22 protein-coding genes are annotated in these 22,800 nt (G+C 67.8%); 4 read left to right on the top strand and 18 right to left on the bottom strand.

The window, feature by feature from the left end; genetic code table 11:
• Positions 1 to 294: 294 nt before the first annotated feature.
• The 13 genes from IEY68_RS12590 to IEY68_RS12530 all read right to left on the bottom strand — a co-directional run bounded on the left by IEY68_RS12590 (position 295) and on the right by IEY68_RS12530 (position 14,622).
• Complete coding sequence (locus tag IEY68_RS12590; protein ID WP_058854307.1) at positions 295 to 1,530, bottom strand: NAD(P)/FAD-dependent oxidoreductase; 1,236 nt, start codon at positions 1,528 to 1,530, stop codon at positions 295 to 297.
• A gap of 32 nt (positions 1,531 to 1,562) precedes the next feature.
• Positions 1,563 to 2,426 (bottom strand): SDR family NAD(P)-dependent oxidoreductase, encoded by an 864-nt coding sequence (locus tag IEY68_RS12585; RefSeq protein WP_058854308.1) that lies wholly within the window; start codon positions 2,424 to 2,426, stop codon positions 1,563 to 1,565.
• A gap of 66 nt (positions 2,427 to 2,492) precedes the next feature.
• Positions 2,493 to 3,686 (bottom strand): acetyl-CoA acetyltransferase, encoded by a 1,194-nt coding sequence (locus IEY68_RS12580; protein WP_058854309.1) that lies wholly within the window; start codon positions 3,684 to 3,686, stop codon positions 2,493 to 2,495.
• On the bottom strand, positions 3,683 to 5,110 hold the full coding sequence (locus IEY68_RS12575) for an OB-fold domain-containing protein (protein WP_058854494.1): 1,428 nt from the start codon (positions 5,108 to 5,110) through the stop codon (positions 3,683 to 3,685). Before IEY68_RS12575 ends, IEY68_RS12580 begins: the two co-directional genes overlap by 4 nt.
• Before the next feature lie 20 nt (positions 5,111 to 5,130).
• Positions 5,131 to 6,336 (bottom strand): acetyl-CoA C-acetyltransferase, encoded by a 1,206-nt coding sequence (locus IEY68_RS12570; protein WP_058854310.1) that lies wholly within the window; start codon positions 6,334 to 6,336, stop codon positions 5,131 to 5,133.
• Positions 6,333 to 7,598: an acetyl-CoA hydrolase/transferase family protein gene (locus tag IEY68_RS12565; protein ID WP_058854311.1), complete on the bottom strand. Its 1,266-nt coding sequence runs from the start codon at positions 7,596 to 7,598 to the stop codon at positions 6,333 to 6,335. Before IEY68_RS12565 ends, IEY68_RS12570 begins: the two co-directional genes overlap by 4 nt.
• Positions 7,598 to 9,313 (bottom strand): AMP-binding protein, encoded by a 1,716-nt coding sequence (locus tag IEY68_RS12560; RefSeq protein ID WP_058854312.1) that lies wholly within the window; start codon positions 9,311 to 9,313, stop codon positions 7,598 to 7,600. Before IEY68_RS12560 ends, IEY68_RS12565 begins: the two co-directional genes overlap by 1 nt.
• Positions 9,314 to 9,354: 41 nt before the next feature.
• Positions 9,355 to 10,998 (bottom strand): class I adenylate-forming enzyme family protein, encoded by a 1,644-nt coding sequence (locus IEY68_RS12555; RefSeq protein WP_082681259.1) that lies wholly within the window; start codon positions 10,996 to 10,998, stop codon positions 9,355 to 9,357.
• Positions 10,999 to 11,031: 33 nt separating this feature from the next.
• Positions 11,032 to 11,841 (bottom strand): enoyl-CoA hydratase/isomerase family protein, encoded by an 810-nt coding sequence (locus tag IEY68_RS12550; RefSeq protein WP_058854313.1) that lies wholly within the window; start codon positions 11,839 to 11,841, stop codon positions 11,032 to 11,034.
• Between the two features lie 12 nt (positions 11,842 to 11,853).
• On the bottom strand, positions 11,854 to 12,621 hold the full coding sequence (locus IEY68_RS12545; RefSeq protein WP_058854314.1) for an enoyl-CoA hydratase/isomerase family protein: 768 nt from the start codon (positions 12,619 to 12,621) through the stop codon (positions 11,854 to 11,856).
• A 5-nt stretch (positions 12,622 to 12,626) separates the two neighbouring features.
• The gene (locus IEY68_RS12540) at positions 12,627 to 13,436 is read right to left on the bottom strand and encodes an enoyl-CoA hydratase/isomerase family protein (RefSeq protein ID WP_063916489.1); all 810 of its coding nucleotides are present in this window, start codon (positions 13,434 to 13,436) and stop codon (positions 12,627 to 12,629) included.
• On the bottom strand, positions 13,433 to 14,173 hold the full coding sequence (fabG, locus tag IEY68_RS12535) for a 3-oxoacyl-ACP reductase FabG (RefSeq protein WP_058854315.1): 741 nt from the start codon (positions 14,171 to 14,173) through the stop codon (positions 13,433 to 13,435). Before fabG ends, IEY68_RS12540 begins: the two co-directional genes overlap by 4 nt.
• The gene (locus tag IEY68_RS12530) at positions 14,170 to 14,622 is read right to left on the bottom strand and encodes a MaoC family dehydratase (RefSeq protein ID WP_058854316.1); all 453 of its coding nucleotides are present in this window, start codon (positions 14,620 to 14,622) and stop codon (positions 14,170 to 14,172) included. Before IEY68_RS12530 ends, fabG begins: the two co-directional genes overlap by 4 nt.
• A gap of 93 nt (positions 14,623 to 14,715) precedes the next feature.
• Here IEY68_RS12530 and IEY68_RS12525 point away from each other — a divergent pair, with 93 nt between their 5' ends.
• From IEY68_RS12525 to IEY68_RS12515, 3 genes are read left to right on the top strand one after another with little or no spacing between them, the layout of a single operon-like run.
• The gene (locus IEY68_RS12525) at positions 14,716 to 15,513 is read left to right on the top strand and encodes an SDR family NAD(P)-dependent oxidoreductase (RefSeq protein ID WP_058854317.1); all 798 of its coding nucleotides are present in this window, start codon (positions 14,716 to 14,718) and stop codon (positions 15,511 to 15,513) included.
• Entirely contained in the window at positions 15,510 to 16,163 is a 654-nt protein-coding gene (locus IEY68_RS12520; protein ID WP_058854318.1) for a TetR/AcrR family transcriptional regulator, read from the top strand. The genes IEY68_RS12525 and IEY68_RS12520 overlap by 4 nt, the downstream gene beginning before the upstream one ends.
• 34 nt (positions 16,164 to 16,197) lie before the next feature.
• Positions 16,198 to 17,352, top strand: coding sequence for an acetyl-CoA C-acetyltransferase (locus tag IEY68_RS12515; protein WP_058854319.1), 1,155 nt, complete (start codon positions 16,198 to 16,200; stop codon positions 17,350 to 17,352).
• A 941-nt stretch (positions 17,353 to 18,293) separates the two neighbouring features.
• On the opposite strand, the gene IEY68_RS12510 is transcribed toward IEY68_RS12515, so the two are convergent.
• The 5 genes from IEY68_RS12510 to IEY68_RS12490 all read right to left on the bottom strand — a co-directional run bounded on the left by IEY68_RS12510 (position 18,294) and on the right by IEY68_RS12490 (position 21,431).
• Positions 18,294 to 18,485, bottom strand: coding sequence for a ferredoxin (locus tag IEY68_RS12510; RefSeq protein WP_058854321.1), 192 nt, complete (start codon positions 18,483 to 18,485; stop codon positions 18,294 to 18,296).
• Positions 18,486 to 18,586: 101 nt separating this feature from the next.
• The gene (locus IEY68_RS12505; protein ID WP_444543819.1) at positions 18,587 to 18,796 is read right to left on the bottom strand and encodes a hypothetical protein; all 210 of its coding nucleotides are present in this window, start codon (positions 18,794 to 18,796) and stop codon (positions 18,587 to 18,589) included.
• Between the two features lie 20 nt (positions 18,797 to 18,816).
• Positions 18,817 to 19,332 carry an aromatic-ring-hydroxylating dioxygenase subunit beta gene (locus IEY68_RS12500; protein ID WP_058854323.1) on the bottom strand — a complete coding sequence of 172 codons (516 nt, stop codon included), beginning with the start codon at positions 19,330 to 19,332 and terminating at the stop codon, positions 18,817 to 18,819.
• On the bottom strand, positions 19,329 to 20,594 hold the full coding sequence (locus IEY68_RS12495) for an aromatic ring-hydroxylating oxygenase subunit alpha (RefSeq protein WP_058854324.1): 1,266 nt from the start codon (positions 20,592 to 20,594) through the stop codon (positions 19,329 to 19,331). Before IEY68_RS12495 ends, IEY68_RS12500 begins: the two co-directional genes overlap by 4 nt.
• 45 nt (positions 20,595 to 20,639) lie before the next feature.
• A complete protein-coding gene (locus IEY68_RS12490) occupies positions 20,640 to 21,431 on the bottom strand; it encodes an enoyl-CoA hydratase/isomerase family protein (protein ID WP_058854497.1) in 792 nt (263 codons plus the stop codon).
• 199 nt (positions 21,432 to 21,630) lie between these two features.
• Here IEY68_RS12490 and IEY68_RS12485 point away from each other — a divergent pair, with 199 nt between their 5' ends.
• Entirely contained in the window at positions 21,631 to 22,785 is a 1,155-nt protein-coding gene (locus IEY68_RS12485; RefSeq protein WP_058854325.1) for an acyl-CoA dehydrogenase family protein, read from the top strand.
• Positions 22,786 to 22,800: the final 15 nt, after the last annotated feature.

The raw sequence follows: 22,800 nt of genomic DNA, 5'->3' as shown, positions 1-22,800 counted from the left end.
TTCACACTGGAAATCGAGTATCGGACCGAGACTGCGGAAGATCGAACGGGCGTGCCTGCGCTTGCGGTCCGGCACAGGGCGAGCCTGCCGGACCGGACACGCCGGCACGGCTCGGCGCCGGTCTTCCGGTGAACCGCGCCCGTGCGCGTGAACCTGCATGATCCGATGTGCGTGTCGAGCCGTCGGGGCGGTCGAGATCCAGCCGCACGACCCGGCGGGATCCGGGTCGTGCGGCATCTCACCGACCACCTCCGGCACTCGCGGTAAACGCCAGGACGTCGGGCTCGGCAACTCTCAGGAGATCGGTGCGCGACGCTTCGTCTCGGCGAAGGCCAGGGCATCGGCCCAGCCGGTGCGCTTCATCAACAGCCCCCGGTACTTCATGATGACCGACTGCCCGTTGATCGTCAGGGCGCCGGCCAGCCGGTCACCTTCCCGGTACAGGGCGACACAGTGCCCGTCCCGTTCGAGGTCGCCGTCGACGATACGCACTTCGTCGGTGGCCGGGACACCGACGAACTGGATCCTGCTGTCGTACCAATCGGACCAGAAGTAGGGAACGGTCGCGTACGGCTTCGCGGCGACGGGATTCAGGGCATTCCTGGCCGCGAAGGCCCCCTGTTCCGCGGCACTGGTCCAGTGTTCGAGCCGCATCGAGCGCTCGAACAGCGGGTTGTGCCAGCGCGCCACATCGCCCGCGGCGTAGATGCCCTCGATGCCCGAGCGCAAGGTTTCGTCGCACACCACACCGTTGTCCAGCGCCACACCGGATCCTTCGACCCACTCCGTGGCCGGCACCGCACCTATTCCGACGACGACGAGGTCGGCCTCGAGTGACGTCCCGTCCGCGAGCACGACGCGTTCGACCCGGCCGTTGCCTTCCAGCCCGGCCACGCCGACGCCGCAGCGCAGGTCGGTGCCGTTGCGCACATGCAGTGTCGAGCACAACGGGCCCATGAGTTCGCCGATGGAGCGCACCAGCGGTGTCGGCAGCGCTTCGATCACCGTCACCTCGAGACCACGTTTACGCGCTCCCGAGGCAACCTCCGATCCGATGAACCCGGCTCCGATGACCACCGTCCGCGCGCCCGCTTCCAGCGCGGCACGCACGGCGATCGCGTCATCCAGGGTGCGCAGGGTGTGTACCCCGGCGAGTCCCTCCGCCCCCGGAAGCTGCCGCGCCGACGCGCCGGTCGCGATCACCAAGGCGCCGTACGGAACCTGACGATCCCCGCCTACTTCCACCACATGCTCGTGGACGTCGAGGCCGGTGGCGGGCGCTCCGAGTACCAGTTCGACGCCGAGTTCGGAACGCAGGTAGTCCTCCGTCCTGAACTGTGTCGAATCTGGTTCCGCGCCGTCGCCGAGCGGATCGAGATAGGCCTTCGAGAGCGGCGGCCGGTCGTACGGCAGGTGCTCTTCGGCGCCCACCATGGTCACCGTGCCGGTGAAGCCCGCCTTGCGTGCCGCCTCCACCGCGCGCAAACCAGCGAGGCTGGCTCCGACCACGGTCAGGTTCTCGATCGTCATGCCGTTCCCACTCTCTCGTTCTCCCGGATGAATCAGCCGACCGGGTTGGTGCCGGGAACCGCGCCGTCCATATCGGTGATCTGCGGCCACCAGGCGCCGATTTCCTCGATCGACGGGGTTCCGGTGAAGGTCAGCCCCTTCGACTGGAATTGCTGGACGCGATGCACCTGCCCGCCACCGGCGACCAGGACGGTCGCCGTATCAGTGCACTCGTCGCTGAGCAGATATCCGACGACCGGAGCGACCTGTTCGGCGGGCAGCTTTTCCAGCACCTCCGCGGGCGCGACGTCCTCGGTCATCCTCGTCGCCGCTATGGGTGCGACGGCGTTGGCGAGGATGCCGTACCGGGCTCCCTCGATCGCCAGCGTGTTGATCAGACCGATCAGGCCCGCCTTGGCCGCGCCGTAGCTCGACTGACCGAAGTTGCCGTAGATACCACTGGTCGAGGTCGCGACCACGATACGCCCGTAGTCCTGTTCCCGCAGATGCGGCCACGCCGCGCGCGTTACGTGATACCCGCCGTACAGGTGCACCGCGAGCACGGCGCCCCATTCATCGGCGCTCATCTTGTGGAACGCCTTGTCGCGCAGTATGCCCGCGTTGTTGACGACGCCGTGCACGGCACCGAAGGTGTCCAGGGCGGTCGCGATGATCCCGGCGCCGCCGTCCTCGGTCGCGACACTGTCGTAGTTCGCGACGGCTTCGCCGCCGCCGGCGCGGATCTCCTCGACGACCGCGTCCGCCATCGACGTGCCCGCACCCGAGCCGTCGCGGGCGCCGCCCAGGTCGTTGACGACGACCTTCGCCCCGCTACGCGCGAGCAACAGCGCGTACTCGCGCCCGAGACCACCGCCCGCGCCCGTGACGACGACGACCCGTCCTTCGACTCCGGTCATGCTCTCCACCTCCAGTATTTAATCGAATATAAATAAAATAACACGCCCGCGTCAAGGGACTCCCGGTCAGCCCGGCGCGACACCGACCACCGAAGCGAATGAGACGCAGCTACCCGGACGCCCGCCCAGGTTGTGCGTCAACGCCAACGTCGGATCCGGCAGCTGCCGCTCCCCCGCCGCACCACGGAACTGCAGCCAGCACTCGTACAGCATGCGCAATCCGCTGGCGCCTACCGGATGCCCGAACGACTTCAGGCCACCATCGGGATTCACCGCGAGCCGGCCGCCGCGGTCGAAGGCGCCGTCGAGGCTCTCCTTCCATGCCGTGCCCCGCTCCGCGAAACCGAGATCCTCCATCAGGACCAGTTCGGTGGGCGTGAAGCAGTCGTGTACTTCGGCGAACGAGATCTCGTGGCGTGGGTCGGTGATACCGGCCTGGGCGTAGGCGTCGCGCGCGCTGCGGACCACCTCGGGGAAAGTGGTGTAGTCGTAGCCCGGATCGGTCGCCCCCAGGGCGGGGCCCGCCGCCAGGGCGAGCCCCTTCACGTACATCGGCCGGTCGGTGTAGCGCGGGGCGTCCTCGGCGCGAACGATCAGCGCGGCGGCCGCACCGTCGGAGACGCCCGAGCAGTCGAACACACCCAGTCGGCCCGCCACCTTGGGGGCCGATTCGATGGCCTCCTTGGTCACCCCCGATCTGAACTGCGCCTTGGGGTTCAGCGCGCCGTTCGAATGGTTCTTCCACGCCACATGGGTCATCGCGGCGCGCATATCGGCCGGGGCGACGCCATACCGGGCGCAATAGGCCGGGTCCAGAAACGAAAAGGCCGCAGGCGCGGTCAAGCTCAGCTCGGTCGCGGTCCCGTCACTCGGCGGATCGGTGCGCAGCAGCCCGGAGTAACCGGAATCCTTGAGTTTCTCCACGCCGATCGCCATCACGCGGTCATAGGCACCCGAGGCCACCGCGTAACACGCGTTGCGGAAGGCCTCCGAACCGGTCGCGCAGTAGTTCTCCACCCGGGTCACCGGCTTGTAGTCGATCGCGAGGGCGCGGCTGAGCGTGAGCCCCGACTGCCCCGACGCCAAGGTACCCAGCCAGTAGGCGTCGATATCGCCGAGCGCGATACCCGGCGTGGACCGCACTGCTTCGGTGGCGGCGTCGACCAGCAGGTCTTCGGCCGAGGCCGACCAGTGCTCGCCGAAGCGGGTGCAGCCCATGCCGACGATCGCGACGCGATCGCGAATTCCACTGCTGCTCATGGGGTTACTCCTTGCAGAGAGGCGGGTGGTTCCCAGGCGCGCTCGCCGGGCTCGAGGATGCGCGCTTTCCAGAAGTAGTTATGAACCCCGTCCGCCTCGTACAGCTTGCGGAAAGTCAGGCCGACCGCCGTGCCGACCGCGAGCTGATCGGGTTGTGCGTCGGCGACCTCGAGCGTGTATCGCCCGCCGCCGTCGAAGTCGATCACCGCCTCGACGAGCGGCGGCGAGGGGGAGAACGCCAGCCGGTCCACGGTGTAGGTCGCCACAGTTCCGGTGCTCGCGTTCAACGGCTTGCGGTCCATATCATCCACTGCCGAACACCGCTTGCAGACGCGGGCGGGCGGCAGATGCACGAAAGCACAACGGCGGCAGACGCTTCCGGAGAACGCGAACTTCCACGCGGCCGCCCGCGCGCTCGGCGGACCGGCCGGACGGTCCGGCTCCGGCCTTCGCGGTGGTTCACGTTCCAGCCAGCCACGCCAGGTCAGGTACGTCGGATAGCTCACCGGGACACCGCCTGCACACTGGGCCAGCAGCGGCACCGCCTGGCGCCCCCGGGCCAGACGCGGCGTTGTCCGCAACACGACGGCGTCGCAGCCGTCGGCCACCGACAGCAGCAGAATCGTCTCACCGGGACGCGCGATGTCCAAGGCATGCGCGAGGCCGAACCCGAAGTCGACGGCTCCCGCATGACCGAGCGGCACCTCCGCCAAGGGGATAGCAGCGGCAATGGAACCCGCCTTCTTGCGCACCGCCGAGTTCGGGGAGACGACCACGAGGTGGTCCGCGGTGGCGAGCCCGGCTGCCGACAGCGCCTCGCCCGCGACCCGTTTCGCCAGCGGGAGATACGCCTCCAGACCGAACCGCTCCTCCCATTGCGAGCCGCGCGGATCGCCCGGCGCCCGCCAGCGGTCCAAGACCTCCGCCGACAACGAATACTCGCCGATCACCTCGGCGATCGCGTCGGCCGGATCGCCGAAGAGGAAAGCGGCCGCGCCGTCGGCGCCGTCACGCTCATCGGCCGAACCGGGCCGCCCCATGCGCACATCGGACAGCACGAGCAGTCCGCCCGTCGCCGCGGCGGCTCGCCACCCGGCGATCGCCGATCGCGCCGAACCCGCGAGATCGGCGGCGAACGTCTCGCCGGGTAACGCGAGCGCGGCATGAACCGCACAAGCGTTGGTCTTGTCCGCATAGACGGGGGACGTCGTCGCGAAATAGAGGGCCGCCGGGGCGGCGGATGCCGAACGCAGCACCGGCGCGGCGGCGGCCACACCCATCGTGGTGCTGTCCTCGTCGAACGACGCCACCACACGCTGTCCCCTGCCGCTGCCCGCGCCCAGCGCGGTGGCGAGTTCACCCCGGTCCAGCCGATGAGCAGGCACGTAGGTGGCGTATCCGGTCAACGACACACCGGTCACCATGGTCGATACCTCCTGCAGCTTCATACGACCTCGATCAACGCGGCCATGCCCTGGCCACCGCCGATGCACATGGTCTCCAGTCCGAGACCGCCCCCGCGCCTGCGCAATTCGTGCACCAAACTGGTCAGGATGCGGACTCCGGTGGCGCCGACCGGATGCCCGAGTGAAATGCCCGAACCGTTGACATTGAGCCGATCACCGACCTCCCGATCGGACACACCCCAGCCCGCGAGGACGCCGAGTACCTGGCAGGCGAAGGCCTCGTTGAGTTCGATGAGATCGATATCGTCGAAGCCGACACCGGTGCGTGCGAACAGTTTGGCAACCGCGGGCACCGGCCCCAATCCCATGGTTGCCGGATCGCAACCGGCGGCAGCCCAGCCGCGCAGGAACGCCATCGGCTCCAGTTCCAGCTCGGCGAGCACCTCCTCGGCGACCACCAGGCACGCCGCCGCGGCATCGTTCTGCTGGCACGAATTGCCCGCTGTCACCGTGCCATCCGGCATGATCGGGCGCAGCCGGGCAAGCCCCTCGACGGTGGTGTCGGGCCGCAGGCCCTCGTCGCGGTCGACCACCACGGGCTCACCTCGGCGCTGAGGTACCGGCACCGGTACGATCTCGTCGGTGAACCGGCCGTCGTTCCACGCCTTCGCGGCCCGCTGCTGGCTGCGCGCCGCGTAGGCGTCGGCATCCTCCCGCGAAATATTGTGCAGCCGGGCGACATTCTCGGCGGTCTCGATCATCCCGCTGATGCGGCCGAACCGATCCTCCGGCTGGGAGCGCTCACGGCCCCGGTCGAGGCGGTCGTGGAGCACGATCCCGCCAGCCCGGCTACCCCAGCGGGCGGCCGTCGTGTAGTGCTCGACATTGCTCATACTCTCCACTCCGCCGGCCACGACGACATCGGCGACGCCGGTCTGGACCAGCATCGCGGCCGTGGCGACCGACTGGAGCCCGCCGCCGCACCGGCGGTCGAGCTGGAAGCCGGGCACCTCGATCGGTAGCCCGGCGCGCAGGGCCGCCCACCGTCCGATGCACGGCGCCTCCGAATTCGCATACGACTGGGCGAACACCACGTCATCGATCCGCTCCGGATCAATACCGCTGCGCGACACCAGCTCTCGCACAACGAGAGCGGCCAGTTCCTCGGCGGGCAGTGGGCGCAGCGCACCGCCGAACCCACCGACCGGGGTGCGTAGTGGACCGACGATCGCGGCTCGTCTCATGCCAGAACCTCATTTCTCTGTTCGGACTCCGCCAGCGCGGTCCGATGATCCGGGTGCGCGATCGCGATCATCCGCTCGGCGCGTTCCCGCAGCGGCACGCCGCGCAGGTCCGCCACGCCGAACTCGGTCACGATCACCCCCGCGTCCGACCGGGCAGTACTGACCGGACCGTTCAGTTCGCGCACGATCCGGCTGCGTCCCCCCGCGGTCGCCGGCAGGGCGACCAGCGGCAGTCCGTCCGCCGACCGCGCCGCGCCGCGCAGGAAATCCGTTCCGCCGCCGACCGCGCCGACGTAGGTGCCGTCGGCCACCTCCGTATTGACCTGACCGGTGAGATCCACTTCGATCGCGGAATTGATCGCGGTGAAGCGGCGCTGTGCGGCCAGAACCGCGTGATCGTGCGTGTATGCGGTCCCTCGCAACTCCACCCTGGGATTGCGGTGAGCGAAGTCGAGAACCCGGCGAGAACCCATGAGCACGCCCGCGATCGATACCCCGGGATCGGCCGACTTCCTGCGGTTCGTCACCACGCCTGCCTCGATCAGGTCCACTGCCGCATCGTTCAGCAGGCCGGAGTGGATCCCGAGGTGCCGATGCCCCCGCAGTGCGCCGAGAATCGCCTCGGGAATCGCGCCGATCCCGAACTGGAGCGTCGCACCGTCGGGTATCTGTTCGGCCACCGTGGCAGCGATGCGTTGAGCGATCTCCGAAGTCGGCCGCACGGGCATCTGCGCAAGCGGCCGGGAGGTCCGGACGACGACATCGATATCCTTGCTCTGTAGCCTTCGGTCGCCATAGGTCACCGGTGCCTGGTCGTTGACCTCGGCGATGACCACCCGGGCAGAGTCGATGGCCGCACCGAGGTATTCGTTGGCGGCAGCCATGCTGAACCTGCCCCGATCATCCTCCGGCGCCACCTGCACAAGGACCACATCGGCCCGATGGCGTCCCTGGCCGAGCAGGGCAGGCAGCGCCGAATAGTGGCACGGCAGCACATCGAGCATTCCGGCGCGAATCAGTTCCCGGTTCGAACCTGTCCCGCAGTAGGACAACAGCGACAGGTGATCGCCGTGCTCGGGCCGCACCGTTCTCGTCGCCGGAATACCGGGGAATCCGAGCAGTGAACCCAGCTCGGCGCGCTGACTGACCAGCGCCTCGGTCAAGGTCTGCGGCTCGGCGCACGACTGTCCCCACACGACCATATCGCCGGACCGTATCCAGCGGCGCAGCTCGAGGTCCGCGGCATCGACATCGACCGGCATCAGCCCTCCCCTCCCCCGGCCGCCTGCGCGAGACGCGCCTGTGCCCAGCGCACGAGCGCGTGCTTCTGAACTTTTCCGGTCGCCGTCGTCGGAAGTTCCTGCGCGGTGAGGAACAACACGTGTTTGGGAACCTTGAAGCGAGCCAGTTCATCGCGGCACATGGCGATCACCGCGTCGGCGGATATGTTTTCGCCCGGCGCCGTGACCACGCATACGCATCCCGCCTCGCCCCATCGCTGGTCGGGAACTCCGACCGCGAACGCCTGGCTGATGCCGGGGTGGCCACTGAGCAGATCCTCGATCTCCTTCGGCATCACCAGTTCGCCGCCGCTCTTGTAGAGCTCCTTGGTCCGCCCGGTAACCTCCAGGTAGCCGTCCTCGCGGACCCGGCCGAGATCTCCGGAGTGGAGCACTCCATCGCGCAGCACGGCGGCCGTTTCCGCCGGCTTGCCCCAGTATCCCCGCATGGTCGTCGGGCCGGCCGAGACCAGTTCGCCCTCCCGGTGCGCGGGCAGCGGCGCGCCGGAGGCCGGATCGACCGTCGAGTACCCGGTGAGGGCATCGGCGCCGTCGACTCCCGCGGCACCCGCCAGCTTGGGCCTGCCGACCGTCTCCACGACGTAGCGCAGATCGTCCTCGGGCAGGGTGAGCGTCATCGCGCCACCGCATTCGGTCATTCCGTACCCGGTGACGATCTCGGTGACGCCGAGCTCGTCCCGCGCTCGTTCCCACAGCCAGATCGGGGCGGGGGCGGACCCCGACAGTATCGCTGTCAGCGAGGACAGATCGAATTCGGGCCTGCGCTCGCTTTCCAGCAGCGCGATGGTCATTGTCGGAACGCAGAGGATATCGGTGGCCCGGTGCCGTTGGATTCCCGCGAAGTACCGCACGGAATCGAATGCGGTCTGCGGAATGATCGCGCCGCCGACGAACATCGCCGCGAGCAGCCCCTCGATGTAGGCGAACATATGATAGGAGGGCAGCGAGAAGAGAATTCGGCGCCCGTCCTCGAACGCTCTGGTCAGGGCGGAGGCATAGGCGGTGCGCAGGACCGCGTCGTGCGTCACCAGAACGCCCTTCGGCGCGCCGGTCGTGCCGGAGGTATAGAGCAGATCGGCGATATCGTCCGGCCCCCGCTCCGCGGGCTCGGGGCGGGCCCGGCCTGCGCCCAGCTCATGGACATCGTCGATGGTCAGCACGCCGGGTGCCGGCGGATGACCGCTCTCGTCGAACACGACGACATATCGCAGATCGGGAAGCGTGGTGGCGCGTCCCTCGGGCCAGCCCTGCGTCACTTCGTCCAGCATCGCCAGATAATCGAGCCCGGCGAACTCGGTCATGGTGATCAGCACCGAACAACCGGACTGCTCGATCACATAAGCCAATTCGGCCGCCCGGTACAGATAGTTGAACGGGACCGCGACGGCGCCCGCCTTGGCGATGGCGAATTTCAGCGCAAAGAACTCCGGATGGTTGGCCATCAACAAGCCGACCCGATCGCCCGGCCGCACGCCCAGTTCGCGCAGTCCCGCCGCGAACCGATCGGACCAGGCCGCGGTCTCCGCGTAGGTGAGCGTCCGGTCGTCGGTGATGACGAACGGACGGTCGGGATAGTCCTCGGCGCACAGGTCCAGCCAGCTTCCCAGTGTCCGGGGCGTCCATAGCGGAAACCGCTCGCGCAGCACCCCGCGCCGGACGTCGATGGCGGAAGTCATGGTTGTTTCCTCGTGTCCCGGTGCCGTCCTGGATCGCACCGTCATGCCAGCGGATCCAGACGGCCGTTCACCAGGTCGTCGGCGAGTTCGAATTTGCGCAGCTTGCCGGTCGGCGTCATCGGAAACTCGCCGATCACCGCCCACCGCTGTGGCACCTTCGCCGGAATCAACCGGCTCGCGCAGTGCTCGGCGAGTTCGTCGCGCAGGCCCGCGCGGGCCGGGCCCGCGAGCCGGACCACGGCGCCGACGGTCTCGCCCCACCTCGCGTCCGGGACCCCGACGACGGCGGCCTGCGCCACAGCCTCGTGCTCGGTCAGGCACGCCTCGATTTCGGCGGGGGCGATGTTCTCCCCGCCCCGGATGATGAGCTCCTTCAGCCTGCCGGTCACGGTCAGCATGCCGCGTTCGTCCATCGCCCCGAGATCGCCGGTATGCACCCAGCCGTCGGCATCGACCGTATGCGAGGTCGCGACAGGATCACCGAGATACTCGATGAACTGCTGATACCCGCGGGCACATATCTCGCCGGGCACATCGATCGGCTGCGTCGCACCCGTCACGGGATCGATGATCTTGCAATCCACCTGGGGTAATGGTCTACCCACCGTCCGGGTGAGGTCGGCCGAGTTGTCGTGCGGCCGGGTCATCGACAGCACGGGCGCGAGTTCGGTCTGACCGAACAGATTGAGCACCGTCGCGCCGAACACCGTACGCGCGGACTCGATCAGCACCGGCGGCAGATTCGCCGCGCCTCCGAGTGCCGCGCGCAGCCGCGGCGGATCGGGTAGCTCCCGCGCCTTGTCCGCCAGCGCGCCGAGAATGGTGGGGACGAAGAACAGGACAGCAGCGTCTTCGCGAGCGATCGTCGCGAGGGTGCCCGCCGGGTCGAACCGCTCCACCAGCACGGCAGCGGTCCCCAACCACAGCGGCCCGAGTGTGCCGATCACACATGCCGCGGTATGGAACATCGGCAACGGGTTGACGCAGACCGCTCCTTCTTCCAGCCCGGAGGCTTCCATTGTCAATTTCGCCACATTGACCAGAGAACGGTGGCGCAGCAGCACACCTTTCGGGTTGCCGGTCGTGCCGGAGGTGTACTGGAGCATCGCGGGATCGTCCGCCGCGGGCAGCGGGCCCGGTTCGTCGCCCGTCGCGTCCGCGAGCCACCCGGCCCAGTCCGACAGGCTGATGACGTGACGCAGTTCCCGGCAACCGGGCAGCACCGCGGCCACCACCGCCGCCATATCGTAGTCGCGACTACGGTCCGCGTGCAGCAGCACCCGTGCCCCGGAATGGTTCAGGGCATAGGCCAGATCATCTTGGCGCAGCACAGGATTGAGCGCGACCAGTATCACACCGGCCAGCGCGGCCCCGTACTCGATGATCGGCCACTCGATGACATTGGGGGCCCACAGGGCCACGGGTTCACCGGGCCCGGCGAGGCGGCGCAACACCTTCGATACCGCGGCAGCTTCGTCGAACAGCTCACCGTAGGTGAGCCGCCGTTCCGTTCCGTCGCCGTGCCCGGTGCCCACGAGGGCGAGCACACCGGGCCGCTCCCGCGCGCGATCGGCCAGCAACGAGCCGACGGTGTGGTCGATCAGCGGAGTCGACTCGTCGCGCTGCCACAGCGACTCCCTCAGCGGTGGCCGATCGCCGATCGCGATATCATCGGATGTTGTCATGGGCTGCACCTCCGTTGGTAGGCCCGTGGACGCTCAACGTCCCGAATACCGTGGGGCCCGGCGCTCCAGCACGGCCGCGAGCCCTTCTCGCGCATCGGCGGTGCCCGACAGTTCGGCAACCGTGCGCGCTTCCTGCGGCAACTGGTTCTCCAGACTCGCACCCACACCGCCCCACACCAGCCGTTTGGTGGCGGCCAGCGCCAGCGGCGCCGAATCGGCCAGTGTCCGTGCCAGCACCGTCACTTCGTCGTCCAGCGAGTCGTCGGAGACCACTTTGTTGATCAATCCGATATCGCGAGCCTCCGCTGCGGTCAGGGTGGGGTTGGTCAGCAGAATCTCGAGCGCCTTACGCAGTCCGACCAGCTGTGTGAGAGTCGCCGTCGCGCCCCCGTCGGGTGCCATGCCGACGCGCACTGCGCCGGACATGAACTTCGCCGACTCGGTCGCGACGACCAGATCAGCGGCGCAGACAAGTCCGAGACCGCCACCACCCGCGGCGAATCCGTGGACGGCCGCGATCACCGGAACCCGCAGCTGGGTGAGCGCGGAGACCGCGATCTGCAGCCATGCGGTGGCCTCGCGCAGATAGTCGGGCAGCTCGGTTCCCTTCTCGGCGAAGGTCTTGACGTCACCACCCGCGCAGAAGTGCCGGCCGCGGCCGGACAGGATCACCACACGCACATCGGATTCGCCGTGGCAACGCAGGACAGCCTGGTGCAGCGTTTGCAGTAGCGCAACATCCATGCCGTTGGCGGCGTCCGGACGGTTCAGTGACAGCCGCGCGATGCCGTGCTCGTCCAGGTCCAGCAGTACCGGGCCGGAATCGATCAACGCTGTGCTCATCGAAGGGGTTCCTCACTCTCGTGTCGTGAATCCGGCGATACCCGCCGCGGCGTCCGCACCCGACACATGCGCGATCACCGCGTCGCGTTCCCGCAGCAGCGCTCGGTCGAGCGGCAGTTCCACTCCGGCGCGCACCAGGGACTTGATCCCGGCCAGCGCGGCAGGGGCCTTGGTGGCGAGGCGAGCGGCGAACTCCGCGATCCCGGACTCGAACTCCCCTGGCTCGAAGTCGCGATAAGCGATCCCCCACGCCACTGCCTGCGCGCCGGTCAGGCGCTCGCCGCTCAGCAGGTGGCCCAGCGCTCGCGGCAGACCGGCCAGCCGCGGCAGGCGAACCGACCCCCCGCCGCCGGGCACCTGGCCGAAATTCACGTGGTTGTCGGCCAACCGGGCGTCGGATCGAACCAGGGCGATATCGCACGACTGCATCAGCTCGAAACCGCCGGCCATCGCATAACCCTCGACCGCTGCGACCACGGGCACGGGCAGCTCACCGATCGTGGCACACGCGCGAGCGAAGTTGTCGAACAGTGGTGCGAGCGCTTCCGGTCCGGCCGCGCGCAGCCGTTCCAGCTCATTGAAGTCACCGCCCACCGAGAAGTTCCCGCCGGCACCGCGGATGACGATCACGGAGGTGATCCCCGCCAACCTCCGCAGTGCGTGGTCGAGTCGGCGCCCCAGTTCGACCGTGATGGCATTCATCGCCTCGGGACGGTTCAGCAGGATGTGCCCCACCTTCCCGTCGATTTCGGTCACGACTGCCGATTCGTCCTCGCTCATCGCACTCACCTGTTCTCGAATATGGGTGCGCGTTTTTCCCGCACCGCCGTCAACGCCTCGGCCATATCGGCGGTCCGCGAGGCCAGGAGCTGGTTGCGGTTCTCGAATTCGACAGCGGCGGACCACCCCGGTGCGTCCACCCCGTAGCGCAATGCCTGCTTGGTCAGCCGCACTCCGAAGGGCGAATTCGCGGCGATCTCGCCGCCCAGCCGGGCCGCGGTCGTCCACAGTTCGTCCGGCGCGCACAGGCGGTTGATCAGGCCGACGCGCAGTGCTTCGGCGGCGTCGATCCGGCGCCCGGTCAACATCAGGTCGGCGGCCAGGCCGGCACCGACCAGGCGCGGCAGACTCCAGGACAAGCCGAGGTCGGCGCCGGACAGTCCGATTTTGACGAACGCGGCGGCCATGGACGCACGCTCGGTCGCCACGCGCAGATCGGCGGCCAGCGCCAACGACATTCCCGCCCCGACCGCCGGACCGTCGATCGCGGCGATCACCGGGATCGGCAACTCCACCACGTGCCGCACGGCGTCCGCCCAGCGTTCCTGGCGCGCGAGCAGGCCCGGAATACCCTGGTCACGGGTTTCGGCGACCTCGTCGAGATCGAAGCCGGCGCAGAACCCCCGCCCCGCCCCGGTCACCACGACGACCCGTGCTGTTCCCGCCCCGGCGATCTCGTCGAGCGCGCGGACCAGCCGATCGAGCAGGCCGGTGGTCATGGCGTTGAGCCGTTCCGGCCGGTTGAGCGTGATGCGCGCGATCCCGGCGGCGGGCCGATCGACCAGCAGATCCCCGGCTTCGGCAGGGCCGCTCACATCAGCCGCCCGCCGCCGACCTCGAGAACCGCGCCCGTCATATAGCTGGACAGGTCCGAGGCCAGAAACAGCACCGCGCCCGCCACTTCCGCTGGGTCACCGGCGCGCTTCATCGGGATCGCGGCTTCCCGCTCGGCGAAGACCTCCGGCGGCATCGCCTCTGTCATCGCGGTCCTGATCAGACCCGGCTGCACCGCGTTGACACGAACACCTTTGTGCGCCAGCTCTTTCGCCGCCGCTTTGGTCAGGCCGACAATGCCCGCCTTCGCTGCGCTGTAATTCGTCTGGCCCGGATTGCCGGACTTGCCCGACAACGAGGAGATGTTCACGATCGAACCCGCACCCGCCTCCCGCATCACCGACGCGGCCGCGCGCACCCCCAGCCAGGTGCCCTTGAGGTGAACTGCGATCACCGCTTCGAAGTCCGCCACGCGCATCTTGCGCAACGACGCGTCCCTGGTGATTCCGGCGTTGTTCACCAGAACGTCCAGCGAACCGAATTCCCGCACCGTGGCGGCGACGGACTCCTCTATCGAGGTCTCGTCGGTGACATCGCAGCCGAGCGCGATGGCCCCGCCGCCGATATCGGCGGCCGCCGCTCGCGCGCGGTCCCGGTCCAGGTCCACCACAGCGACCCGCGCCCCGTGTTCGGCGAGCCGCCGCGCGATCTCGAATCCGATTCCCTGCGCGGCGCCGGTGACCAGCGCGGCTTTTCCCTCGACCAGCCCGCCACTCATGCGATGTACCTGACGACCGACTCCACGACGCAGGCCGGTTTGCCGGAGCCGTCGATCTCGATGACCGTCGACAGCGTGACCTGGGCCGCGCCGTCCAGCTCGGTCACCTCCACGACCGACGAGGTCGCCCTCAGTTTTGCACCGACCGGCACCGGCGCGGGGAACCGGACCTTGTTCAGACCGTAGTTGACCGCCATCGTCACGTTGTCGACCCGGAAGATCTCGTGCTGGAAAGACGGCAGCAGCGACAGCGTCAGCAATCCGTGCGCGATGGTCGACCCGAAGGGACCGTCGGATGCTCGCGCGGGGTCCACATGGATCCACTGGTGATCGCCGGTGGCCTCGGCGAAGGTGTCGACCCGTTTCTGATCGATGAGCAGCCAGTCACTGGACCCGAGCTGCTCACCCTTCACCGCCACCAGTTCCGCGATCCCGTCGAAGACCCTCATGCACCCTCCGTTCGAAGTTAACTATTTTCGAATCTAAGATAAATTAGCTAACATGGGGACGTCAACCACCGCAGACTCGACGAGGAGACACCTATGGATCTCGGACTGCGCGCGGCTCGTGTCCTGGTGACCGGAGGCGCGTCGAATATCGGACGCGGCATCGTGCACGGCTTCGCGGCGGAGGCCGCGCGCGTGACCATTTGTGATATCGACGGCGATCAAGCTGCCAAGGTCCGGGCCGAGGCGCTCGAACTGGGCGCCACCGCCTGTGAGATCGCCGAGGCCGATCTCACCCGGCCCGGGGCCGCCGAAGATGTGGTCGCCGGCCTGGTGGCGCAATGGGGCGGTATCGACGTGCTGGTGAACAACGCCGGCTGGAGCGTCCCCGGCTTCATCGCCGAGGACACCGACCGTGCCCGCTGGCAGCGATTGGTGGAGGTCAACCTTTTCGCCGCGATCTCCTGTAGCCAGGCCGCCCTCGGCGTCATGCGCGAAGCCGGCGTCGGTTCGATCGTTTTCATCTCCAGTGATGCCGCGTTCGGCGAGATACGCCAGGGCGTCTACGGCGCCACGAAAGCGGCGGTGATCGCGCTGGCGAGAACGATCGCGAAAGAGCACGGCCGCCATGGAATCCGTTCCAATGTCGTCTGCCCCGGCCTCGTCATCCCCGAAAACGACGCGGCGGTCGGCTCTTCCAGTCTGTGGTCGGCCGGCCGCGACACCGTCTTCGACGAGAAGCAGATCGAGTCACTGAAGAAGGGCATACCGCTGCGCCGCTTGACCGTGGCCGACGATATCGCCGCCGCGGTCACCTGGGTCTGTTCGGAGACCGCCGCCCGCCAGGTCACCGGTCAGGTGTTCTCGGTGAGCGGCGGATACTCGATGCCGTGACCCCCGGACAAGAAGCCCGGCGGGCAACGGGCCGGGGCCGAACCCGAAACGGCAACGCCGCCGGAACCCGAGATCGCATCCTGGCCGCGGCCGCTCGAGTCATCAGCGCCAGAGGCTATTCCGAGACTCGACTCGCCGATATCGCGGCGCAGGCGGGGTTGCGCGCACCGGCGGTCTACTACTACTTCGAGTCCAGAGACGAACTCATCGCCGAAGTGATGGCGGTCGGTCAGCAGCGATTACGCGACCATGTCGAGACCGCCCTGGCCGAGCTACCCGCAGACACCTCCGCAATGGAACGCATCTGTATCGCCGTGGCGGCCCATCTCGATGTCGAACTACACCTCTCGGATTTCGCCACCGCGGTCACGCGGAACCTGGGGCAACTGCCCGACGAGGTCCGCAATCGCTTGCGCACCGAAGGCGGTGAGTACCTCGCACTGTGGCGTGGGCTGCTCGAGCAGGCGCACGCCGAGGGCAGTATCCGCCCGGATCTCGACCTGCGCGTCGCACGCATGCTCGTCATGGGCGCGCTCAACTGGACTCCGGAGTGGTGGAGCCCCCGCTCCGGATCCATCACCGCAGTGATATCCACCGCCCAGTCGCTGGTCCGTCACGGGCTCGGCGCTCCCGCTCCCCACTCGCTCTGAGAATCAGAGTTCGCTTCGCTCTCAAGGAGATAAAATGCCCGAGGCCTATATCGTCGACGCCGTCCGTACCCCTGTCGGACGCCGCAACGGCGCGCTCGCCCGGATCCACGCCGCCGACCTCGGCGCTCATTCCATTCGCGCGCTGGTCGACCGAGGTGACTTCGACCCGGCCGCCGTCGAGGATGTCATCTTCGGTTGCCTCGACACAATCGGCTCCCAGGCCGGCGATATCGCGCGTACCAGCGCACTGGCCGCCGGTCTTCCCGAAAGCGTGCCGGGCGTGACCATCGACCGCCAGTGCGGCTCGTCGCAGCAGGCCGTGCACTTCGCCGCGCAGGCGGTGATGAGCGGTACCGCCGACCTCATCGTCGCCGGCGGCGTGCAGAAGATGAGCCAATTCCCGATCTTCAGCGCCTTCGTCGCAGGCGAGCCGTACGGCGCGAAAGACCCGTGGACCGGATCGCAGGGCTGGCATGCACGGTACGGAGACCAGGAAATCTCCCAGTTCGTCTCGGCGGAGCGCATCGCCGCCGACTTCGGCTTCGATCGCGCGGCAATGGAGGAGTTCTCGCTGCGTAGCCACGATCGCGCGTTGCGTGCCCGCGAGGAGGGACGATTCAAGTCCGAGATCGTCGCGGTCGGGGAGCTCGAGCACGACGAGGGCCCACGCGCCGACACCTCCCTGGAAAAGATGGCGTCGCTGAAGACGCTGACTCCGGGCGGCCGGGTCACCGCGGCGGTCGCGAGCCAGATCTCCGATGCGTCCTCGGCCCTGCTCATCGCGTCCGAGGAGGCGGTCCGCACCCACGGTTTCACGCCGCGCGCGCGGATCCATCACATGTCGGTGCTCGGCTCCGACCCCGTCAACCTGCTCACCACGCCGTTGCCCGCCACCGACCGGGCGCTGGCGAAGACCGGTCTCTCGGTGCACGACATCGATCTGTTCGAGGTCAACGAAGCCTTCGCCAGCGTCGTCCTCGCCTGGCTCGAGCACACCGGCGCCGATCCGGACAAAACAAACGTCAACGGCGGCGCGATCGCGCTCGGCCACCCCCTCGGCGCTTCGGGGGCACGCCTGATGACGACGCTGCTCAACGAGCTGGAACGCGCCTCCGGCCGCTATGGCCTGCAGACGATGTGCGAAGGCGGCGGCCAGTCCAACGTCACCATCATCGAGCGCCTCGCCTGACCCGGTCGTAGCCTGGACACACCGGGCGGTGACAACGGTCGCACCGGACCGTTGTCACCGCCCGGCTGTCCGCGTGGGTACGCACCTCCCACACCGGCCGATAATTGAAGATCAAGTAAACTTTTTGCGAGGTCCGCCGCTCCGACGAGTGCGGCATGGTGGCGACGTACGCTATCCGGCACCCTGCCAGGGAGAGCCCGCGCTACCGCTCCTGTGAACGCAAGAATCCCCGCCGTCTCGGGAAACCGCCCCGCCTCGAGGAAAGTCCGCCGAGGCAATGAGCCCGGCACATGATTGCTCCTCCCCTGCCCCCGGCGGCCTGCATACACCATTCCCCCGATCGACTCCCCTTGTCCAAGAAGGTCTTGTCCGGGGACTGGCAGCTCGAACGCGCCCTTCTCCGCGAGGAAGCCGAGATCGCCGTACTTCGGCTCGTCCCGAAAATGGTGTCGAACACGGACGCGATCGGGGCGCTCATGCCCGGTTCGGATACCGCCGCACCACGCCGACCCCCGCTGCGCCCGCACGGTGCCGCGGATCAGCATCTGCTCGATGATGTGCTCGTCACCCGGCCGACATGTTCCGAGGGCCCAAGTCTCCCGAGCACGTCGCGGCGCTCATCGCCGAACGGATTCTCGAGCATTCGCGGTCGACGCGAGCGAGCTGAGGCCGGACTCGTTCGCCGTGGATCAGGCATCGTTTTCATCGACCTGCTCGCCACGGCACTCCCAGTCCGCACGCGCACTCCGCGCCGGAGAACGCGGCCGGGCGTCGGATCGAGCGGGCGCGGCGCCGATTCGGGCACTTCGGGGAGGTGATGCGCCGCTGGTTCGCAGGGCATGCGGTCGAGCGCAGGCTCCACCGCGGGCCGGGTGCCCGGGCGGTTACGCGGGAAGACAATCGGCGGTGTCAGCAGCGGCCGCGGTCCCGTGACCGAGCCGTTATTCGGACAGTCGCAGGGCTTCGGTCGGGCACCCGGCGACCGCCTCCTCCACCTCGGCCCGCTCGTCCTCCGTCACGGTCTCTTTCAGCACCTGCAACTCGCCTTCGTCGTTCACCTCGAAATGGCATGGTGCGAGCGATTCACAGATTCCCAGCCCGGTGCACTTCCCCCGGTCCAGTTCGATCTTCATCGTTCCTCCCGATGATTGCCGTGGGCTCGTTGTCGGCCCGGTAGAGCGCGGCGGTGCTGTGTCGCCGCGCCGTGTCCGTTCATATGGTGGGATCCGAGCGGTCAACGCAGCGGATCGTCCTCGCGCCATCGATCCGCGGACGGATCGAGTAGCCCGCGCAGATGCTCCTCGCGCAGCCACACAATGGTTTCCAGCTCGAGCGCGTCCAAATACCGCACCCGCCCGGTGCGCAGATCCTCCAGCCGCAGCCGCGCGTCATGGGCCGACGTGTCCACCGAAATTGCCACCTGGGCGAATTCGCTCGCCACGATCCCGATGCTCATCCGGGGCCCTAGATCAGGAATCCGAGGGTCGGTATGGCTTCGGCGTTGTTGACCAGGACGACCGTCTTGGCGGCGAGTTTTACCTCGCCGGCGACCCGCCGGAGCCGATACGTCGTACGGCCGGCCCAGATCTCGATCCCGCGCGGCTTCGATTCGAAGAGCATGAAGTTCGCGCCGACGACGGTATCGGTGCCCTCGGTGTCGAGGATCTCGATATTCGAGACCACCCGGCGCAGATTCGACGGAGGTGCCTGAGCGTATCTCTTGCCGGTGCGCAGTTGTTGCAGCCGCGTGCCGATCCGGCGGCGATTGTCGTAGATCACCGACATCTGCGTTTCCGGGGCGAGCAGCGAATCCGACGTCGGCACCCAGTACTTGGCGTCGTCGGTCCACAACTGTTCCCAGGCGTCGTAGTCGTGCTCGTCCGCCAAGCGTGCCTCGCGGTAGAGGAACCGGGCGATCTCCTCGAGGTCGGTAACGGCCGGCCCCGGTTCTGCCACAGTGGTTTCTGCTGCGGTGGTCATCGCGCCTCCATCAGTTTCGTGTAGTGGCGCCAGAAAGCGCGCATGGCTGTCTCATCGGTCGCACCACCGACGAGGAAGCCGTCGTCGTCGGTGTACTCACGGACGAGACCGCGGCGCAGGGTCAGCCACTCCGGGCGCAGCTGACCGACCCCGACCTGGTTACGCTCGTACATCTCCGTGTCGTCGGCGAGCAACATACCGGCAGGTCCGACCGAACCGATGCACTGCGACAGCATGCGCCGGTTCAGCTCAGGCGCCCCCTCGAACTGCACGGCCGTGGAGTACTGGATGCATTCGGTGGCCGACAGCGGTTGGATGTTGAAGACCTGGATCTCGGCGATGAACAGGTTGGGAAAGATCATCACGTGCGGTGCGCCCTCGATCAGGATGCGCTCGGCCTCGTGCCCGTGCCGCGCCCGCATCGCCGCCGCGTAGTCGGGAACCCGCGATTCGGTGGTTCCGAACCAGCGCATCGGCTCGGCGAACTTGCGGAACTCCGGCCGCAGATCGTTCTCGCTGTGCCCGTTACCCAGTGCCCTGGTCACCGCGGTCGAGTTGTCGCTGTACAGCGGCCCGATCGTCGAGCCGGTCACCGAGAAGATGGAACCGTGCACGAACTGCGGGTGGTAGCCGTCGGTTTCGTTCTCCGCGAGCAACTTCCAATTCGCGCGGGTGCGGTGCCGCAACCAGCCCGCGTCGAGACGGACACGGCCCGCGGGCGACAGCCGGACCAGCCGATCGATCTCGCCCGCGGCGGCACCGAGATGTTCGGTAAGCGGCACCACATCGGGGTTGAAGCTCCCGAACACGAAGCCCTGGTACTCCTCCACGCGCGGGACGGCACCCATACCGATGTCGAGCTTTCCCTTGCCGCCGTAGCCCTTGTTGTACGGGTAGCCGAGCAGTTCTCCGGTATTGCGGAAGGTCCACCCGTGGTATGGGCACCGGAACGAACTCGAGTTGCCGCGCGGTGCGTCGCACACCAGGTTCCCCCGGTGCGGGCACCGGTTGGCGAGCAGGTGCACCCGGCCGTCGCCGTCCCGGGTCATCACCACGTCCTGCGGGCCGATCTGCTTGCGGACATAGTCGTTGGGCTGCGCGACCTCGCTCGTGTGGCCGACGAACACCCAGCCGCCGTACCAGATCCGCTCGAGTTCGTCGGCGAACACCGCGGGGTCCGAGTACAGCGAACCGTGCACCCGATCGGGTTCTATCAGACGCGAATAGTCCACGCGCGGAGCAGCATCCGTCGCCGTTGTCATCTCCCGTACTCCATTCCTCGATGGCTCTACTACCGGTGTCACCGGCTACTTGCCGACGAACCGTGGCGTTCGCCGCTGCCGGAACGCTTCGACGCCTTCGGCGAAGTCCTCGCTACCGAACAGCCGCACCTGCGCCTCGACCTCGTACCCGAGCACGTCGACCGGCCGGGCAGGCCATCTCTCCCACAGCGACTTCATGGCCGCCACGGCCAGCGGCGGCGCGGTGGCCATCGCCTCGGCGTCACGCAGCGCGCGCTCCAACGCCTGCCCCGGCTCCACCACCAGGTCGGCCATCCCGAGCCGGCAGGCGTGCTCACCGGAGAGCTTCTCCGGTAGCAGCATCAGCTGCTTGGCGCGCGCCGGGCCGACCCGCGCGGGCAGGGAGGCGAAGATGCCCATATCACCGGCCAGGCCGACGCCCGTGAACGCGGTACTGAATACCGCGTCCGCGGCCGTGACCACCCGGTCACAGGCAAGTGCCAACGATGTCCCCGCACCATAGGCAGCACCCTCGACCGCCGCGATCACGGGTTTACCGCCCGTCCAGATCGCGCGGACAACACGCTGGGCGGCCTCGGCCCGCGGACGGGCACTCTCGGGGCTCTGGCGGCTCATCGTGGAGATATCGCCCCCGGAGCAGAAGGTCCCGGCCGCGCCGGTCAGTACGATCACCCGGATATCGATATCCGCCATCGCTTCTTCCAGCCGCTCGGCAAGGGCATACCGCAATGGCAGGTCGATCGCGTTCTTTCGATGCGGCCGGTTGAGGGTCAGTACCCGGATCGGTCCGCGATCCCGGGTGAGTACCACTTCGCCGGGAACCTCGTCGTTCGACATATCCACCACCTACCTCCGCCGCAGCGATCGGCCCGCCGGCGCACTGACCTGGGCGACGCACGGACCTCACTATTTGAATCTAATATAAATTCTGTTGCCTGGCGAGTCAACCAACGTCGACCTCCGTGCCGCTCGCTGAATTTTTCGAATACATGTTAAATTCAGACGACCAACCGCCCCTCACGAACGGACGCCGATCATGGAACGCAACCTCTTCACCGCAGATCACGAGCTCTACCGCGATACGGTGCGCGAGTTCGTTCAGCGCGAGGTGGTCCCCCATCGCGAGCGATGGGACGCCGAGCGGTGGATCGACCGGAGCGTGTTCGAAACCGCCGCCAAGAGTGGCGTCTACGCGCTCGAGGTGCCCGCCGAGTACGGCGGATCGGGCGAGTCCGACTACCGCTACCGCATGGTCGCCTGCGAAGAGCTCGCCCGCTCGCACGCACTGTCGTTCGCGGTGACCATCGCGCTCCAGGACGATCTGGTCCTGCACTACCTGATCGACCTCACCACCGACGAGCAGAAGCAGCGCTGGCTACCCGGTTTCGCCGCGGGGACAACCGTCGGCGCGCTCGCGATGACCGAACCGGGCGCGGGCAGCGATCTGCAGGGCATCCGGACCGAGGCCAGGCGCGACGGTGACGACTGGATCCTCAACGGCCAGAAGACCTTCATCTCCAGCGGCATCATGGCCGATCTGGTGATCGTCGCCGCGCGCACCGACCCGGCCGGCGGCACGAAGGCCTTCACCTTGTTCGTGGTCGAACGCGATATGCCCGGCTTCACCCGGGGGCGCAAGCTGGAGAAAATCGGCTTACCCGGCCAGGATACCGCCGAGCTGTTCTTCGACGACGTTCGCGTACCGGCGAGCAATATCCTCGGCGAGGTGGGCCGCGGCCTGCACGCGCTCATGAGCCACCTACCCAGGGAGCGGCTCGGCGTGACCGCCGGGGCGATCGCCGTCTCGCGCGCCATATTCGAGGAGACTCGCGAATACTGCTTCACCCGCCGGGCGTTCGGCCGCCCGATCGGCGACAACCAGCATGTGCGCTTCGAACTCGCCGAGATGGATACGGAACTCGATATCGTGCAGGCGTATGTGGACCGTTCGGTCGTGGCGTACAACGACGGCACGCTCAGTGCCGTCGACGCGGCGAAGGGCAAGTGGTACGTCAGCGAGTTGCAGAAGCGCGTCATCGATCGCTGCCTGCAGTTGCACGGCGGATACGGCTACATGCAGGAGTACCCGGTGGCCCGCGCGTACGTCGATACCCGGATTCAGACCATCTACGGCGGTACGACCGAGATCATGAAGGAGATCATCGGCAGGCAACTGCCACCGCAGGCGTAGTAGCCCCGAGGGGCG

Source organism: Nocardia jinanensis, assembly GCF_014645735.1.
Lineage (GTDB): Bacteria > Actinomycetota > Actinomycetes > Mycobacteriales > Mycobacteriaceae > Nocardia > Nocardia jinanensis.
Note: the sequence above shows the minus strand (reverse complement) of the source record. Positions and strands in the feature narration are given on the sequence as shown.